General features: G+C 55.1%; 11 protein-coding genes and 1 pseudogene. 9 read left to right on the top strand and 3 right to left on the bottom strand.

Annotated elements, in window-relative coordinates; translation table 11 throughout:
• Positions 1–332 precede the first annotated feature (332 nt).
• Positions 333–3,185, top strand: a complete 2,853-nt coding sequence (locus GSQ62_RS20575; RefSeq protein ID WP_161891247.1) for a UvrD-helicase domain-containing protein — start codon at positions 333–335, stop codon at positions 3,183–3,185.
• Between the two features lie 16 nt (positions 3,186–3,201).
• On the opposite strand, the gene GSQ62_RS20570 is transcribed toward GSQ62_RS20575, so the two are convergent.
• Positions 3,202–3,429, bottom strand: coding sequence for a hypothetical protein (locus GSQ62_RS20570; protein ID WP_161891246.1), 228 nt, complete (start codon positions 3,427–3,429; stop codon positions 3,202–3,204).
• Between the two features lie 74 nt (positions 3,430–3,503).
• Between GSQ62_RS20570 and GSQ62_RS20565 the strand changes: the two genes are divergently transcribed.
• From GSQ62_RS20565 to GSQ62_RS20545, 5 genes and pseudogenes are all read left to right on the top strand, one after another.
• Entirely contained in the window at positions 3,504–3,659 is a 156-nt protein-coding gene (locus GSQ62_RS20565) for a phytochrome family protein (RefSeq protein ID WP_161891245.1), read from the top strand.
• Between the two features lie 31 nt (positions 3,660–3,690).
• Positions 3,691–4,940: pseudogene (locus tag GSQ62_RS20560) on the top strand (GAF domain-containing protein); the annotation flags it as partial.
• A gap of 180 nt (positions 4,941–5,120) precedes the next feature.
• Positions 5,121–5,738, top strand: coding sequence for a sensor histidine kinase (locus tag GSQ62_RS21105; RefSeq protein ID WP_202621922.1), 618 nt, complete (start codon positions 5,121–5,123; stop codon positions 5,736–5,738).
• Between the two features lie 283 nt (positions 5,739–6,021).
• A complete protein-coding gene (locus GSQ62_RS20550) occupies positions 6,022–6,438 on the top strand; it encodes a VOC family protein (RefSeq protein WP_161891242.1) in 417 nt (138 codons plus the stop codon).
• 120 nt (positions 6,439–6,558) lie between these two features.
• Positions 6,559–9,465 carry a PD-(D/E)XK nuclease family protein gene (locus GSQ62_RS20545; protein ID WP_161891241.1) on the top strand — a complete coding sequence of 969 codons (2,907 nt, stop codon included), beginning with the start codon at positions 6,559–6,561 and terminating at the stop codon, positions 9,463–9,465.
• 170 nt (positions 9,466–9,635) lie between these two features.
• Here the strand turns inward: GSQ62_RS20545 and GSQ62_RS20540 are convergent, their stop codons facing one another.
• Positions 9,636–11,204: a S8 family peptidase gene (locus tag GSQ62_RS20540; RefSeq protein ID WP_161891240.1), complete on the bottom strand. Its 1,569-nt coding sequence runs from the start codon at positions 11,202–11,204 to the stop codon at positions 9,636–9,638.
• Between the two features lie 496 nt (positions 11,205–11,700).
• On the opposite strand from GSQ62_RS20540, the gene GSQ62_RS20535 reads away from it, so the two are divergent.
• The 3 genes from GSQ62_RS20535 (at position 11,701) to GSQ62_RS20525 (ending at position 14,401) form a co-directional block, all read left to right on the top strand.
• The gene (locus GSQ62_RS20535) at positions 11,701–12,744 is read left to right on the top strand and encodes an FUSC family protein (protein ID WP_161891239.1); all 1,044 of its coding nucleotides are present in this window, start codon (positions 11,701–11,703) and stop codon (positions 12,742–12,744) included.
• A gap of 244 nt (positions 12,745–12,988) precedes the next feature.
• Positions 12,989–13,867, top strand: a complete 879-nt coding sequence (locus GSQ62_RS20530; protein WP_161891238.1) for a helix-turn-helix domain-containing protein — start codon at positions 12,989–12,991, stop codon at positions 13,865–13,867.
• 141 nt (positions 13,868–14,008) lie between these two features.
• Complete coding sequence (locus GSQ62_RS20525) at positions 14,009–14,401, top strand: DUF983 domain-containing protein (RefSeq protein WP_202621813.1); 393 nt, start codon at positions 14,009–14,011, stop codon at positions 14,399–14,401.
• Positions 14,402–14,570: 169 nt separating this feature from the next.
• On the opposite strand, the gene GSQ62_RS20520 is transcribed toward GSQ62_RS20525, so the two are convergent.
• Positions 14,571–15,395, bottom strand: a complete 825-nt coding sequence (locus tag GSQ62_RS20520; protein ID WP_161891237.1) for a ZIP family metal transporter — start codon at positions 15,393–15,395, stop codon at positions 14,571–14,573.
• Positions 15,396–15,520 lie beyond the last annotated feature (125 nt).

Raw genomic sequence — 15,520 nt, 5'->3', positions numbered from 1 at the left:
TGCCGGAGAAGGACAGGGCGAAAGCGAGGATTGCTGCACGCCATCACAGCAGACCTGCAGGAGGAATACCCGGAGGACAACTGGATGTAGCGGAGGTGCGGCGGCGGGCGGCGGCGCTGTTCCGTCAGATACGTACAACTACAGCGATTTCTCCGTCAGCACCATCGACTCCTTCATCAACAAATCGTGCAGGCTTTTACCCGCGAGCTTAACATCCCCACAATTTTGAGGTGGACTGGACTCGAACACGCTGGTGAGCACGGCCGTTTCGCTGCTGCTCGACAAGGTGAACGACAGCAAGGATGATTTACTGTCGGAGACGCTGGAGCAGTATGCGCTGGAGAGGCACGCGAAGGCAAAAGCTGGACGATGCTGCCGACGACCTGATGGATTTTGCCAGAAACCTGCTGAACGAACAGGTATATGAGGCCGTGACGGACCTGCAGCAACTCACGCTGGAGGATTTTAAAGCGGTGCGGGAACAGCTGAAGCAGGTGACGATAGACGTGGAAGCCGCGGTGCGGGAGGCAGCCGAGCAGCCATGGCCACCATCCAAAATGCCGGCCTCTCCCCCGCCGACTTTTTCCAGAGCACCCGCGGCCTGTGAGCTACTTCAACACCTGGACGCGCACCGTAGACCTGAACTACGGCAACAACTACGCCCGGCAGACCATCGAAGAGGACAAATGGTATGCTGGCAAAGCCAGTACCGCTCCAAAGCACAAATAGACCAGGTGAAGCCGGAACTGACGGAACTGTACCAGCAGATCGAAGGAATCAAGGAACGCTTTGCCGAAACCTTCACGCTAATACAGGCCGTGGTGCCCCATCTCTATAAGGTGTCGGTGCTGAACGAGCTGGAGAAGTGCCTGCAGGAGATAAAGCGCGACAAGAACACGGTGCATATATCGGAGTTCAACAAACGCATCATCGACATTGTGCTGCAGGAGCCGGTGCCGTTTATATATGAGCGGCTGGGAGAGAAGTACAACCATATCCTCATCGACGAGTTTCAGGACACGTCGGTGCTGCAGTGGAACAACCTGCTCCCGCTCGTGGACAACGCCCTTGCCTCCGGACATTTCAGCATGGTGGTGGGCGATGCGAAGCAGGCCATCTACCGCTGGCGCGGCGGCGAGATGGAACAGATTCTCCACCTATATAAACGCACCACCGAGAATCTGTACCAGAACCGGCGCCACGGCCACCTGATAGAAGAACGCTACCAAACAGTGGACCACGCCCTGGAGCCGGCGGACCTGAACACCAACTACCGGAGCCGCGCGGAGATCATCGGCTTTAACAACGAGCTGTTTACCTATATCAGCCAGGGGCATCCCGGCTTCGGCATGTTCACCGCCATATATGACGACAAGTTCCGGCAGCAGGTGCCGACGGGCAGCGACAAGCTGGGCGGCCATATCCAGATTATGTTCACGCACCCCGAGGACACCAATTATAAATACAACCTGAACAGCTGCGGCCGCACTGAAGAACTATATGAAGGCTACTCCCGCCCCGAGGTGCTGAGCTACGACGAGAGCACGCTGCACATGGTGCTGCAGTTGGTGCGAGAGGCGCAGAAAGAGGGATATCAGCTACAGGACATGGCCGTGCTGTGCCGCACCAACAGCAAGAGTAAGCTCATCGCCAATTTCCTGAAAGAGAAAGGTTTCGATATAATATCCCAGGATTCGCTGTCGCTGCAGTTTGCCGAGGTCATCAACCTGATTATCTCCCTGTTCCGCATCTTCAACCGCCCCAACGACACGCTGGCCAAGTCGGAGGCGCTGTACCTGGTGTGCAAGGTGTCGCTGGAGACGATTCCGGATGTGGAAATGACGCAGACCATCGCCGCCATCGCCAACGATCCGGACAGCCAGCCGTTCTTCGACCAACTGCGGGTGTTCGGCTTTGATGTGGAGGAGCGCGAAACGGGCAACCTCTCCATATATGAGCTGACGGAGAAACTGATCCGCATCTTCGGCCTGCTCGACAAGAACAACGAGAGCGAGTACCTCTTCCGCTTCCTGGACCTGGTGCTGGAGTACAGCCTCAAGCACAGCAACAACCTCAACAATTTCCTGGCTTACTGGGGAGTGCAGAAAGAGAAGCTGAGCATCAACACGCCCAAAAACCGCGACGCCATCACCATCACCAGCATACACAAATCGAAGGGCCTGGCCTGGCCTGTCGTCATCATCCCCTTCGCCGACTGGAGCACCGAGCCGATAAACCGGGCGCTGATGTGGAGTCGGCTGCCGCCGGAGGTGAGCGTGACGGGCAAGTTGCGGAGCGTGGCAGTTAACATAAGTTCTAAACTGGAGAAAACCGTGCTGGCGGGGCAGTATGGCACGGAGGTGGAGAAAACATTCATCGAGAACCTGAACATGCTCTACGTGGCCCTCACCCGCCCCATCGACCGGCTATATATCATTGGGAACAGCAAGGACCTGCTGGAGGACAGGAAAGCAGCGCGGGCGCTGGAAGGCAATGCCAGAAACGTGAGCCACCTGCTGTACCGCTTCCTGGTATATAAAGAGTTTTGGGAGCCGGGGAAATTCTGCTACCAGCTGGCCAAAGGCATAGCCCATACGGCACCTCCCGCTACCGGCGACAGCCACACCTATTCCCTCGACCACCTGACGGCGACAGACTGGGAAAAGCGGCTGAAGATAAAGCAGCACGCCAACAACGTGTTCGACTTTGAGACGCAGGCCATCCAGCGCCAGCAGAACCGGAAACTGCATTATGCCCTCGCCCGCATCGCCTTTGCCCCGGAGTTGGAGCAGGTGCTTCGCCAGATGGTATACGAGGGCATCATCAGCGACAGGGAAAAGCCAGCCCTGAAAAAGAAACTGGACGAGGTGATCCATCACCCGAAACTGCACCGCTACTTTACTAACAAAGTGGCCGTGGAGCATGAGAAAGAGGTGCTCGATGCCCGCGCCTATCTTTACAAGCCGGACCGCATCGTGTTCGACGGGGAGGCCGTGGTGCTGATGGAGTTCAAAACGCCGCCGCCGCTGCCGGAGCACCGCAACCGCCTCGACCATTACGCCGTGCGTTTCCGGCAGCTGGGGTATCAGCAGATAAAGTGCGTGCTTTATTATTTTGAGACGGAGAAAGTGGTGACCTGGAACTACGGCGGCAAAAAAACGGAGCAACTGGGGCTGGAGCTGTAATCGACGGAGCAGTTTCCTAATCGGCTTTATTTATATAAGCCAGTGCCTGACGGGAGAAGATGCCGGCGCTGACAAAATAATCCATAAAACAGCTGGTACGGCTGCCTTTTCTAACGACATTTGCCGTATGCAGTGCGGTATATATAGCCGGAGTGTAATAGGGTACTTGCTTTGCCCCTGCGGCTGATGGCCTTACAAATGAAGAAAAAGAATTAGAGAGCGGCTGCGGGCGCTCTGTTTTCATATGGATGCTCCAGCGCTTCCGGCTGGAGGCAGAAGCCCGAAGAAAACAGACTGTCTATGGCCTTGTGTAGATTTATGCAAAACTATAACAACCTGAAGGTTGACCTTTCCAACTGCGACTCAGAGCCTATCCATATCATCGGCCGGATTCAGCCGCATGGCTTTCTGCTTATCCTGGACCAGGAAACGCTGCAGGTAGAGCAGGTAAGCCGGAATATAGGGAGTATATAAAGACAATCCCGGAAGAGTGCTGGGAAAACCAATGGCAGCCATCTGCCAGGGCGGGGAGTGGGCACTGCTGGAAGAGCAGCTGGAGAAAGCAAAGAAAGCCAGCCCGCAGTTGCTGCAGTTGCAGGGGAAGCAGTTTTTTGGATTCGTGCATCTGTCGGAGAAGAAGCTGGTGCTGGAGTGCGAGCCGGTGGCACAAACCACCGGCCAGCGCCGGCTCGACAATTCCCTCGCCTTCTGCCACTTCCAGCAGGAGCTGAACGCGCTGGACTCGCTGCAACATCAGGCCAACCTGCTGGTTGAATTTGTGCAGGGCGTCCTGAATTATGACCGGGTGATGCTCTACGTGTTTGACCAGGACTGGCATGGGGAGGTGATTGCGGAGAAAGTCAGGCCCGGTGCCCGCTCCTACCTGCACCATCACTTCCCTTCCACGGACATACCGGGGCCTGCCCGCGCGCTGCTCGTTAAAAAGCACATCCGGCAGATACCGGATGTGAATGCCACCGCTGTCGGCATCATTCCCTATATAAACCCGACGACAGGCGCACCGTCCAACATCATCCGCTCCGAACTCCGCAATCCGTCGGAAATACACCTGGAGTACCTCCGCAACATGGATGTGGTTGCCACGCTTTCGTTTTCCATCATGGTCCGGAACAAGCTGTGGGGGCTGATTACGTGCCAGCACGAGTCGGCATTATTCACAGACTACTGGAAGCGCATGACCTGCAACCTGGCCGCCATGGCTTTCTCGAACGCGGTGTTGGCCAGCCGGGAGAAGCGGGATGTGCAGGCTTTTGACCGACTGAAGCAGGCTGAGGAAACGCTCATCAAACAAATAGACCAGACGGGCGATATATTCGGAGGACTGTTTGAGAAAGAGCAGAAACTGCTGCACCTGATTGCCTGCGAAGGCGTGGCCCTTAGCTTTAACCATACCCTGGCAGTGGCGGGAAACACGCCGGAGAAAGGCCAAATCAGGGAAATAACAGACTGGCTTGCCGAGCAGAAGGTAGAAGGAACCTTTTCCACCAGGGAGCTTTCAAGGCAGATGCCTGCCGCAGCCAGCTTTCGCCAAACGGCAAGCGGCCTGCTCGCCCTCGAAATCTCGCGCTACAACAAAGAGTTCATCCTGTTCTTCAGGCCAGAGATACAGGAGACGCGCATATGGCCGGAGACCCTGAGAAGCCTACGGCAAGCGCTGACCAGCGGGTGCATCCGCGCAAGTCGTTTAAAAAGTGGCAGGAGATTGTACAGGGCAAATCGCAGCCCTGGTCGCTCAACGAACTCGAAATCGCCCAGAATCTACAGAAGGATATCACGGCCATCCTGCTCCGTAACCAGGCCGACAAACTGACGGAGCTGAACCACGAGTTGGAGGCCTCGGCCGAAGAACTGCGCCTGAAAAACGACCGGCTGGAGGACTTTGCCCATATCATCACGCACAACCTGCGCTCGCCCATGAGCAACATCAAGGGGCTACACAACCTGTATAGGGCGGAGCCGACAACTGAGACGGCATCGGAGGTGATGGGCAAGATAGACCAGATGGTAGACAACATGTCGGTCACCATACAGGATTTGAACCTGATTCTGAACATGGCGCTCGGCCAGCAACTGTCCCGGGAAAAGGTAAACCTCGTTGATTTGACAGAAAAGCAACTGCAGAACCTGCAGGCGAACATCATGCTGCGCAACGCAAAGATCGAACAGGACCTTCAGGTCCGGGAGCTGCTGGCCCCGAAGGTATATATGGAAAGCATCCTGCACAACCTGTTGTCTAACGCGCTCAAGTACAGCGCCGACGACAGGACACCGCTCATCCGCATCGGCACCTGGCAGCAGGGGCCTCATCTATACCTCAGGGTTTCAGATAATGGAATGGGAATGGATATGGCAAAAGTGGGAAATAAATTATTTGGCCTATATAAGACCTTTCACCGCAACCGCGACTCCAAAGGCATGGGGCTTTACCTGACCAAAATGCAGGTGGAGTCGCTGGGCGGGGAGATTGCGGTGGAGAGTGTGCCGGACAGGGGCACAACTTTTACAGTAAAGCTGCCGGTGGCACGGGAGTAGCTATATGTCGTGCTGCTGAAGACGCTCCTTATATAACACAAGTTGCGACATGTTTCCGCTGAAGCGATATAACACACCCCAACCCCTCCGTGGAGGAGAAACTCATTAACTAAGGAAATGAATTTCCCGCTGGGGAAGGGCAGGGTGGGTTCCTGTTTATCAGAATTCGGGCAAGTTTATATATCGCAGCTTAGGTTTTATATATAAATTTAGAGGGTGATGCCTTCGCATCTGTCTTCGAAGCAAGTTATACACAGGCTATCATTGTAGAAAATCAAACCATATGGAACAACGCTTAACGCTCATCACCCTTGGTGTCACCAACCTACAGCGGTCGAAGGCTTTTTACGAGAACATTTTTGGCTGGCAGCCTACTTCCATGAGCACCGAGGGAGTTGTTTTCTTTCAGTTGAACGGCATCCAACTGGCGCTGTTCCCGCAGGAGTCGCTGGCCGACGATGCCGGGGTGCCAGCCGATGGAAAAGGCTTCCGCAGGTTCTCGCTGGCCTACAATGTGCGCTCCGAGCAGGAAGTGGATGAACTGGTGGCGGCGCTGGCGGCCAAAGGCGTGAAAGTGCTGAAGCAGCCGGAGAAAGTGTTCTGGGGCGGCTACAGCAGCTACATCGCCGACCCCGACGAAAACCTGTGGGAGATTGCCTACAACCCTTTCCTGCCGCTGGAGGAGAAGGGGGACGTTTAGAAGTTAAAGGGTTAGAAAGTTAGAGATTCGGGCAGGTAAAACTGAAGACAACTATTAACAATCAACAATTTAGCCATTAAACCATCCAGCAATGCATTCACTCATTCACCACCTCCACCCTTGCAGACTTTTTTAGAGCTCACAGCGAAGTACGTTTATGAGAAGCACAGGGAGAACATCAGCGACCTGTGCATCATCCTGCCGTCGCGCCGTGCGAGCTTCTTCTTTAAAAACGCGCTGGCGCAGGCGGCAACGGAGCCTATCTGGTCTCCGGAGGTGTCGGCGATGGAGGACTTTATATGCCGCCTGGCCAAAACTGACGTGCTGGAGCCGATAAATTTACAGCTGGAGCTATATGACCTGATGCGCGAGCAGGACCCGCTGCTGGACTTTGACCAGTTCGTGACCTGGGCGGGCACGCTGCTGGACGACTTCAGCCGCATCGACCAGAACCTGGTACACACGGGCAAGTTGTTTGAGTACCTGGGCGAGGCCAAGGCGCTGGAGCGCTGGGACCCGAAGTTCCTGGGCAAGGCTTTCTCCCCCACCCTCCGCAAATATTTCAGCCTCTGGGACAACATCGAGAAGACTTACCACAACCTCAAAAAGCGCCTGCTCGAAAAGAAGCAGGCTTACGTGGGCATGGCCTTCCGCAGCGTGGCCGACAACATCAACCAAATCACCACGGAAGCAGCCTGTGCCCAATACATATTCATCGGCCTCAATGCCCTGACCGCTTCGGAAGAAAAAATCATCAAAACGCTGCTGAAACACGGCAAGGCGGAGGTGCTGTTCGATTCCGATGATTTCTATATGGAAGAGGGCACGCCGAACCGGGCGGGCAACTTCCTGCGCAAGTATAAAGCCACCTGGAAGCTACCGGAATGGCGCTGGCAGCAGAATTTACTTTTGACGGATGAAAAGGAAATAAATGTTATTGGCGTGGCCAATGCCAGCATGCAGGGGAAACTGGCTGGGCAGTTGCTGCAGGAAATCAGGGAGCAGGACAAGCATGCGCAGGTGGCCATCGTGCTGCCCGACGAAACACTGCTGCTGCCGGTGTTGCACTCCATCCCCGAGGATATCCCGAATTACAACGTGACCATGGGCTTGAGCTTTAAGGGCACTCCCCTGTTCAACCTGATTGATTTACTCTTCGAGGTGCACCTGACAGGCATCACACAGCTGCAGGAATCCGGCTACAAAGTATACCAGTACCATCACCTCTCAGCCACGAAGCTGCTGACGCACCCCTTCATCCGGCGCTACGGGTTATATATAAACGACCAGCCGGAGCAGGCAAAGTTTCACGGGCTGATACAGCAGGTCCTCGATAAGATCGTGCAGGACAACCGGGTGTTGGTGTCGGCGCAGGAACTCCTGAAACTGAGTCAGCACCACCCGCTCTTTGAGGTGCTCTTCAAAACCTGGCGCGACTGCGACGACATCATCGCCAGCCTTTATAACCTGATTGAGCTGCTCCGCGAGGTATACAGCCATGGCCGCAACACCATCGAGACGGAGTATTTATATATCTTCTACACCATCGTCAAGCGCCTCGACACCATCTTCGACTGCCGCGAGCAGAAGATATCTGTGCGCAGCTTCCGCAAGTTTCTGTATGAGCTGATTTCCTCCACCCGCCTTCCCTTCAGCGGCGAGCCGATCTCAGACCTGCAGATCATGGGGATGCTGGAGACACGCGCCCTGGATTTCGAGAACCTGATCATCCTGTCGGTGAACGAGAACACGCTGCCGGCGCCGAAGCGCCACGAGTCGCTGATGCCGTACGATGTGCTGCGCGAGTTCGGGCTGCCGACCTACGCCGAAACAGAAAGCACGATGGCCTATAATTTTTACCGCCTCCTGCAGCGCGCCAAGCGCGTGAACCTGCTCTACGTGCTTCCCTCCGACACCTACGGCTCCGGCGAGAAAAGCCGCTTTATCCTGCAGCTACAAAACGACCTCGCGCTCCAGAATCTCAATATAAAATTCAGGGATATGACGGCTGCCGTGGAGCAGAAAAAGACGCGGCAATACAACGGGGACATCATCATCCAGAAAGACGCGCAGACGCGGGAGCAGCTGAAGCAGGAACTGCAGCGCGGCCTCTACCCTTCGCACCTGAACATGTACATCAACTGCTCGCTACAATATTATTTCACGCGCATCGCCAAAATGCAGGAGGTGGAGGAAGTGGAGGAACAGCTGGGCGCGGACAAGTTCGGGACGCTGGTACACCAGGTGCTGGAGGATTTTTTCCGGGAGTTTGAGCAAACGGGAAAGCCCATTGAGGCTTCGGATGTAGAGCTGATGCTGACGCAGTTGCCGGGGCAGGTGAAAATGGAGTTCAGCCGCGTGACACGAGGGGCCTCGCCCGACAGGGGCATGAACCGCCTGCTCTACAAAGTGGCGGTGCAGGTGCTGGAAAAATACCTGCAAAACCTGCTGTACTCCGATGAGTTGCCGCTCTACGTGCTCCGCCTCGAAGAAACACTTTCGGCTACGTTGCCTGTGCAGGTGGGCGATGAGGTGCTACAGGTGCGGATTGCCGGAAAAGCCGACCGCATTGATCTGGCGGGCCACGAGCTGCGCGTGATCGACTACAAAACAGGCAAGGTGGAGCCGGGCCAGCTGAAAGTAAAGCCCGAGGAGGTGGATCTGCAGTTTACTACCGACCCCAAATATGACAAAGCGCGCCAGCTGTGGCTGTACCAGTACGTGCTGCAGCGCACCCTGCAGGAGCAGCCGGAAACCATCCTCCGCAACGCCAGGCATATGGAGCCCTGGCAAATCGATGCGAAGTCCGGCATCCTCTCGTTCCGCAACCTGGACGCAGGCGTGATGACCTCTGAGTTCAACTTCACCGAGGCAGACGGCAGCACGCCCAAAGATTTTATGAAGGCCTCCGAAGACCTCCTATCCGACTTCGTGCGCCGCATGCTCGACCCGCAGGAGCCCATCCGGAAAACAAGCGACCTGGACGTGTGCCAGTGGTGCCCGTACCGGGGGATTTGCGCGCGGTAGGCCAGCGTGTTATTATAACTCTCCTAACCTGATAAGATAGATCAATATAACTCGATTCATTTTTCACAGCAACTCCAGCTTCTGACTGAGCCTTAGGATATAAAAAAGGTCCACCCAATAGCTGGATGGACCTTTTTTATATATAATTGCTCTGTTAAAACCTTAGTCAACTACCGTGCAACTAGCTTCCCTTTTGCTGCGGATTTCCCCTTTGCGATGGGTTTATTATTCTTGGCGGGCAAAGCCGGCACCTTTTTTCCTGTCACGGCATAGTAGGCGTTTACTCTTCCATGGCCATAATAGGGGTCGCGGCCCGGCTTGCCCAAGTCTTCAGCGGAAGTCCGGAGAATAGCCTCTACCTGCGCCGGGTTCATCTCGCCCCCGTTTTTTCCAACGATGAGAGCCGCCACACCCGACGCATGCGGGGTGGCCATGCTGGTGCCGCCAGACCAATACCAACCACCGTTTCCGGTACTGAACACCAAATCAAACACATAGGCGGGGGCGGTAACGAACCCGATGGTCACTTCTTCCTCTCCTGGATAAGATACGTCACCGCCGGGCGCTGCCAAATCAACTTCAGGTGTTCCATAGTTCGTGTAGGAAGCCGGGTAGTCGAGGAAGGCGCCGTAGGGATTCAGCGCCCAGCCCCTTGGCGCGGTAGCCGAAATAGAGATGGCATGGGGTGCATCGGAGGGTATGTGTACCCAGGATTGGTCTTTGTTGCCGTTTACGGCATCATTCCCTGCCGAGGTTACGACCGTGGCTCCCTGCTGGTAGGCATAAGTGATAACTTTGTTAATGGCATTCAGCAACTGATTAACGGCTTTGGTGTCGTGCACTACGTTCCCTTCCTCATCCAGGAACTTGCCGTTGCGGGGAAGGTAGGCGCCGATGCTCATATTGATCACATCCGCGCCCTGGTCTGCGGCATATACGATACCGTCCATGATCCATGAAAAAGAACCGGAGCCTTCATCGCTGAGCACTTTTACAAGTATCAGTTCGGCTTCCGGCGCAACGCCAATGGTTCCGAAACCGTTATCCGACGCTGCAATGGTGCCCGCTACATGCGTGCCATGGCTGAAGGTGTCTGACAGGTTATATTGCAGATCCTCTCCGGGCACGAAGCTCGTACTGGCGGCAAAGTCTATATTGGGCTCCAGGTCCGGGTGCGTCAGATCAAAGCCCGTGTCCAGAACGGCTACCCTGGCACCCTTTCCCATATAGCCAGCATTCCAGGCCTCCGGCGCATCAATGGCATCATGCCCCCATTGCAGGTCAAAGAAGAAGTCATCGTCGCCGCTGTTCGGTGGATTCCCGTAGGTCGCTTCCATCTTCACGCCCTTAGCTTTGGAGGGATCGATCCATTGAATTTTAAAATCGTGTACCACGGCACTCACACCTTTTATGCTGGAGGCTTTGGTGATAAAGTCAGGGTCGGTGGAAGTGGCTGTGGCAAGCCCGGCGCCCTCATAAATTTTTGTGACTCTGCCGTTCAGAGAGCCTATCTGGCTTTTGAGCCCGGCGGGAATAGAATTGGAGGCTGAAATAATAATGTAACGGTCAGACAGCCTCCGCACGTCGGAGGCTGCCTCCCCCGCTTTCGCGGCACTTTCCAGTTCCTGCCTCAGTCCGTCTTCAGGCATGAGTTCTTCGTCCTCTACCGAGCACCCGAAGGACGCGGATAAAATCAACAAGAAGGCATAAATGATTTTGTGCTTGTAATTTGTTCCCATGTGTAAATTGGATAGAGATGTACTTGGCGGGACATCGAACGGTCACTCCGCCGTAACCACGGATCAAAAGAAACTCAGCAGCAGTCTTCTTAGATGCTTTATCACTGTCATGCAGGAGATATGGCTGCTATACTGAACAAGAGGAGCGTCAAGGCGATATTTAATTATCTATATTAAATATCACTTTATTAACGAAGCAATGCCATATAGGTTTTAATATCGTACTGCCTGTTTCTGCCTGCTCAGAAAATGAATTGAAATCCGGTGACTCCTCTTCCACGCTTTCATATGTGCTCCCATACCCCTAAGAGGACACAGTTCCTTTCAACACAAAACCAGCCTAAGAACCGGCCTTGCCGCAGCCGGGCTGAGACGGATGGAAATTTGCCAGCAGTAAAAGACATAGCGGCAAGTTTATTAGTCTTAACTTTGCGAACTTGATACGGGCACATATACCGCTTTGAATAGGAACGCAGAAATATTAGCGCGTTTTGGGTTGACGCAGCAAATCGTCAAAACGGCGCTGGCGGCTGCCCTCTCATGGTTTGTAGCCGCCAGCCTGCTGCACGGCGACTATCCGTACTTTGCCGCCCTCGCCGCCATCCTGACGGTGCAGGTGACCGTGGCCGACTCTGTGGAAAAGGCCACCCAGCGCATCATCGGCATTGTGGGGGGCGTGCTGCTGAGCATGCTGCTGGGGCACTGGTTCCGGATTGGCGCTGTCTCCATTTTCTTTGTGATCCTGCTGGGGATGGGCACTGCCAAAGCCCTCCGGATGAACCCGCAGATCATCTCGCAGGTGGCCATCAGCTCCTTCCTGGTGCTCGCCTTCGGCCAGAATGAGGAAGGCTACGCCCTCGCCCGCATCATCGAAACGGTACTGGGTTCGGGAATCGCCGTTCTGATAAATGCCCTGATCGTGCCGCAGAACGCCATCCCGGATGTGGAGCGCGGCATCATCAAGGCCAGCAGCCTGGCCGCCGACACCCTCAAAAGCCTGCACGTTCTTTTAGTATTGGACAGCAGGCGGGGGAAAACCGGTCGCTCCGAAGTGGATGCCCTGATAAGCGAAACCGGGAAATGCCAGGAGACGCTCAAACTGGCGGAGCAGAGCCTGAAGTACAACCCATTTCTGACGCACAAGCGCACCCACCTCAGCCGCCTGGCCGTAAGCGTCAGCAAACTGGAGCATATAACGGTACAGATCAGGGGAATACGCCGGAGCCTGCACGATTTGCAGCAGCGCCACGCGTTTCAGGTGGAGTACACGAACATCCGGCAGTTGCAGCGGGCCATGGAGGCCACGGCAGGGTGCATCGCGGTTTTCGGCGAAACGGTGGCTGACCCTTCTGAAACCAACCTGGCCCTGCTGAGTAAGAAGGTGCAGGAAGCGCGCGCTGAGCAGGCAATGTGCCTGGCAGACTTCAGGAATGTGGACTCGCCGGAGGTGCTGCGCGATATAGGGAGCGTGCTGACCGACCTGAGCCGCATCGTGAAGGAAACCGAGCGGCAAAACACCGGGAAAAATTACGGCAGGTGAAGGCAATGCGGCACAGGCAACTTATTCCGTGGCAGGCATATATAAATAATTCACACGCTGATGGAAAAGTAATTTAACTTTTGAATACGCTACTCCCGTATCGGCTGAAGCTGCCTGCTTCTGTATTAGCCGCTCTTATTCCGTTGGATTTATATACAGGTAGCCGCCATTCATATATAAGCGCGGCTAAACCTTAATTTTATATGATGCGGGCCATCTTCTAACGCTAATATCCGGGAGCCATATGCCTGATGAACATTTGCCTGTCTACCAGATCCAGGACTTTCATGCGCAGGAGCAGAAGGAAAGCTATTTCTACCTGCGTTCTTTTGCAGCCCACCTGCGGGAGCACCAGTTCATTCAGCGGCCGCACAAGCACAATTTCTATATCCTGCTGTATATCAGCAAAGGGCACGGCACCCATACCATTGATTTTGAGGCCTATCCGGTGCAAGCCAACACCATGTTTTTCCTTGCGCCGGGGCAGGTACACAGCTGGCAGCTGTCCGACGACACGGACGGCTATATCATCTTCTTCACTTCTGCCTATTTCAGAGTTGAGTTTCCGCATCAGAAACTCAACCGCTTCCCCTTTTTCCATGCCCCTTACCACATGCCCCTGCTCCTGCTGCACCCCCCGGGCGATGAGGCCATCCTGGAGGTAATCCGGCCTATGCAACGGGAGCACGAGGCGCAAAAGCCGATGGTGGAGGACGTGATCCGTGACTACCTCGATATTCTGCTCATCCTGCTGAGGCGCCGCTATCAGGAGCAAAACCCCTCCGGCCAGATACCCGCCCCGCTGCTGTCCCAAGTGCAGGCCCTGGAGCAACTCATTGACCAGCACTATAAAGCGCATTTGCCCGTGCGCTTTTACGCCGACAAGCTGCACGTAACGGCAAAGCAGCTGAACGACACCTGCCGGCGGGCCATCAACAAGACTGTAAACGAGCTGATACAGGAGCGTGTGCTGCTGGAGGCCCGCAGGCTGCTGGTACACTCGCACCTCACCGTTTCGGAGGTGGCCGCCAGACTGGGTTACTTCGACAACGCCTACTTTTTCCGCTTCTTTAAAAAGCACACCGGCCAGACCCCGGAACAGTTCAGAAATGCCCAGCACTGAGGCCCCGTCTAAATATAGCTGTCCGCTTTCATATCCATCCCCGGGCTCTGGTTCGATTGTCCAGTATTTCGTGTAATATGTCCAGTCAGGTCAGCGCAGTTATTCCGTATCTTTGTATAGAAAGCAGAAGACCAGAGAAAGATGAGTTGGAAAGACACCATGCTGTACAGCATTATCAATACCAAGTGCCCGCGGTGCCACGAAGGGGATATGTTCCCGAAAGGCACTCTGTATAGCCCGCGCAGGTTTTCGGAAATGAACGAGAAGTGCTCCTGCTGCGGGCAGTTTTTTGAGCCCGAGCCCGGCTATTATTACGGCGCTATGTTTGTGAGTTACGCTTTCAGCACCGCCATCTTCATTGCCGTTTGGATTGCGCTGAGCTTTCTGGTGGAAGAAGTAACCATGTCTATGATGATTGCGGTGCTGCTGGTGGTGGTGGTCGGATTGCTCCCCATCAACTTCAGGCTTTCGCGCAGCACCTGGATCAACTTTTTCATCCGGTACAAAGGGCCCTGCAAGCCTGCCCGTGAGTAACCAAGCTTAAGGCAGCCGTCCTGTGCCAGCGCGGCTGCACACTTTCTATTGCCGAATCAGGTTACAAAGGAGATATAAACTGGCGGGTTCCTGTATAGAAGTTATTCGCTCTAAAGGAGCTACGTGCTGTACTGCAGTTAGAAGCTGCCCACTCTAAGGCACAACCTGTTTAACCGAATGCTACGTCCAGCACCATCATCAGCACAAACCCGCCTATCAGGCCCAATACGGCCAGGTCCGTATTTTTATCGCGCTGCGTTTCCGGTATCACCTCCTCCACCACCACAAATATCATGGCGCCCGCCGCAAAGGCCAGCGCATAGGGCAGGATGGGTTGGATGCTCAAGACCGCCCAGGCTCCCAGCACACCCGCCACAGGCTCCACCACCGCCGACAGTTGCCCGTACCAGAAGCTCTTGCGGCGGCTCACGCCCTGCCTGCGAAGCGGCATCGCCACGGCAAAGCCCTCCGGAAAGTTCTGCAGCCCGATGCCCATGGCCAGGGCAATGGCCGCCGAATAGGTGACGCCGTCCGCGCCGTTCGCTGCCGCGCCGAACAGCACGCCCACGGCCAGTCCCTCCGGGATGTTGTGCAGTGTAATGGCCAGGATAAGCAAAGTAGTCCGGTGCCATTTCGTCTTCACCCCCTCCGTCTCCTCTTCCCTGAAGTTGATGTGCAGGTGCGGTGCCAGCTTATCGAGCCCGAAAATAAAGAGCGCCCCTGCCAAAAACCCGACTGCGGCGGGCATCCAGGGCATGTCCGGGAATACTTTTTCGGACAGCTCGATGGACGGGCTCAGCAGCGACCAGAAACTGGCGGCCAGCATCACGCCACCGGTGAAGCCCAGCATCACATCATGCCACTTCCGGTTCATCGACCTGAAGAAGAAAATCATGCCGGCCCCCAGCATGGTGACAAACCAGGTGAAAACCGTTGCCAGCAAGGCCGCGTAAATGGGACCTATTTCCCTAAAAAAATTTTCAATTACCTCCATATATATATAACAGGATGCAGCTTTGCCAGCGTGAACACCGCCCTTTTGTGGTGAAGATATGAAATAGCCGCTGGCTTACATCGTTTGCAGTACGAAGCCGCTGCGCAGCAAGATGCTTTCACTGT

Origin of the sequence: Pontibacter russatus, assembly GCF_009931655.1 — a bacterium.
Taxonomy (GTDB): Bacteria; Bacteroidota; Bacteroidia; order Cytophagales; family Hymenobacteraceae; genus Pontibacter; species Pontibacter russatus.
Note: the sequence above shows the minus strand (reverse complement) of the source record. Positions and strands in the feature narration are given on the sequence as shown.

Bases quoted from the DNA above. Each gene is read 5' to 3' on its own strand.
- GSQ62_RS20520 (WP_161891237.1), bottom strand. From the start codon at position 15,395: ATGGAGGTAATTGAAAATTTTTTTAGGGAAATAGGTCCCATTTACGCG.
- GSQ62_RS21105 (WP_202621922.1), top strand. From the start codon at position 5,121: ATGAGCAACATCAAGGGGCTACACAACCTGTATAGGGCGGAGCCGACA.
- GSQ62_RS20530 (WP_161891238.1), top strand. From the start codon at position 12,989: ATGCCTGATGAACATTTGCCTGTCTACCAGATCCAGGACTTTCATGCG.
- GSQ62_RS20565 (WP_161891245.1), top strand. From the start codon at position 3,504: ATGCAAAACTATAACAACCTGAAGGTTGACCTTTCCAACTGCGACTCA.
- GSQ62_RS20540 (WP_161891240.1), bottom strand. From the start codon at position 11,204: ATGGGAACAAATTACAAGCACAAAATCATTTATGCCTTCTTGTTGATT.
- GSQ62_RS20550 (WP_161891242.1), top strand. From the start codon at position 6,022: ATGGAACAACGCTTAACGCTCATCACCCTTGGTGTCACCAACCTACAG.
- GSQ62_RS20575 (WP_161891247.1), top strand. From the start codon at position 333: ATGCGCTGGAGAGGCACGCGAAGGCAAAAGCTGGACGATGCTGCCGAC.
- GSQ62_RS20525 (WP_202621813.1), top strand. From the start codon at position 14,009: ATGAGTTGGAAAGACACCATGCTGTACAGCATTATCAATACCAAGTGC.
- GSQ62_RS20570 (WP_161891246.1), bottom strand. From the start codon at position 3,429: ATGAAAACAGAGCGCCCGCAGCCGCTCTCTAATTCTTTTTCTTCATTT.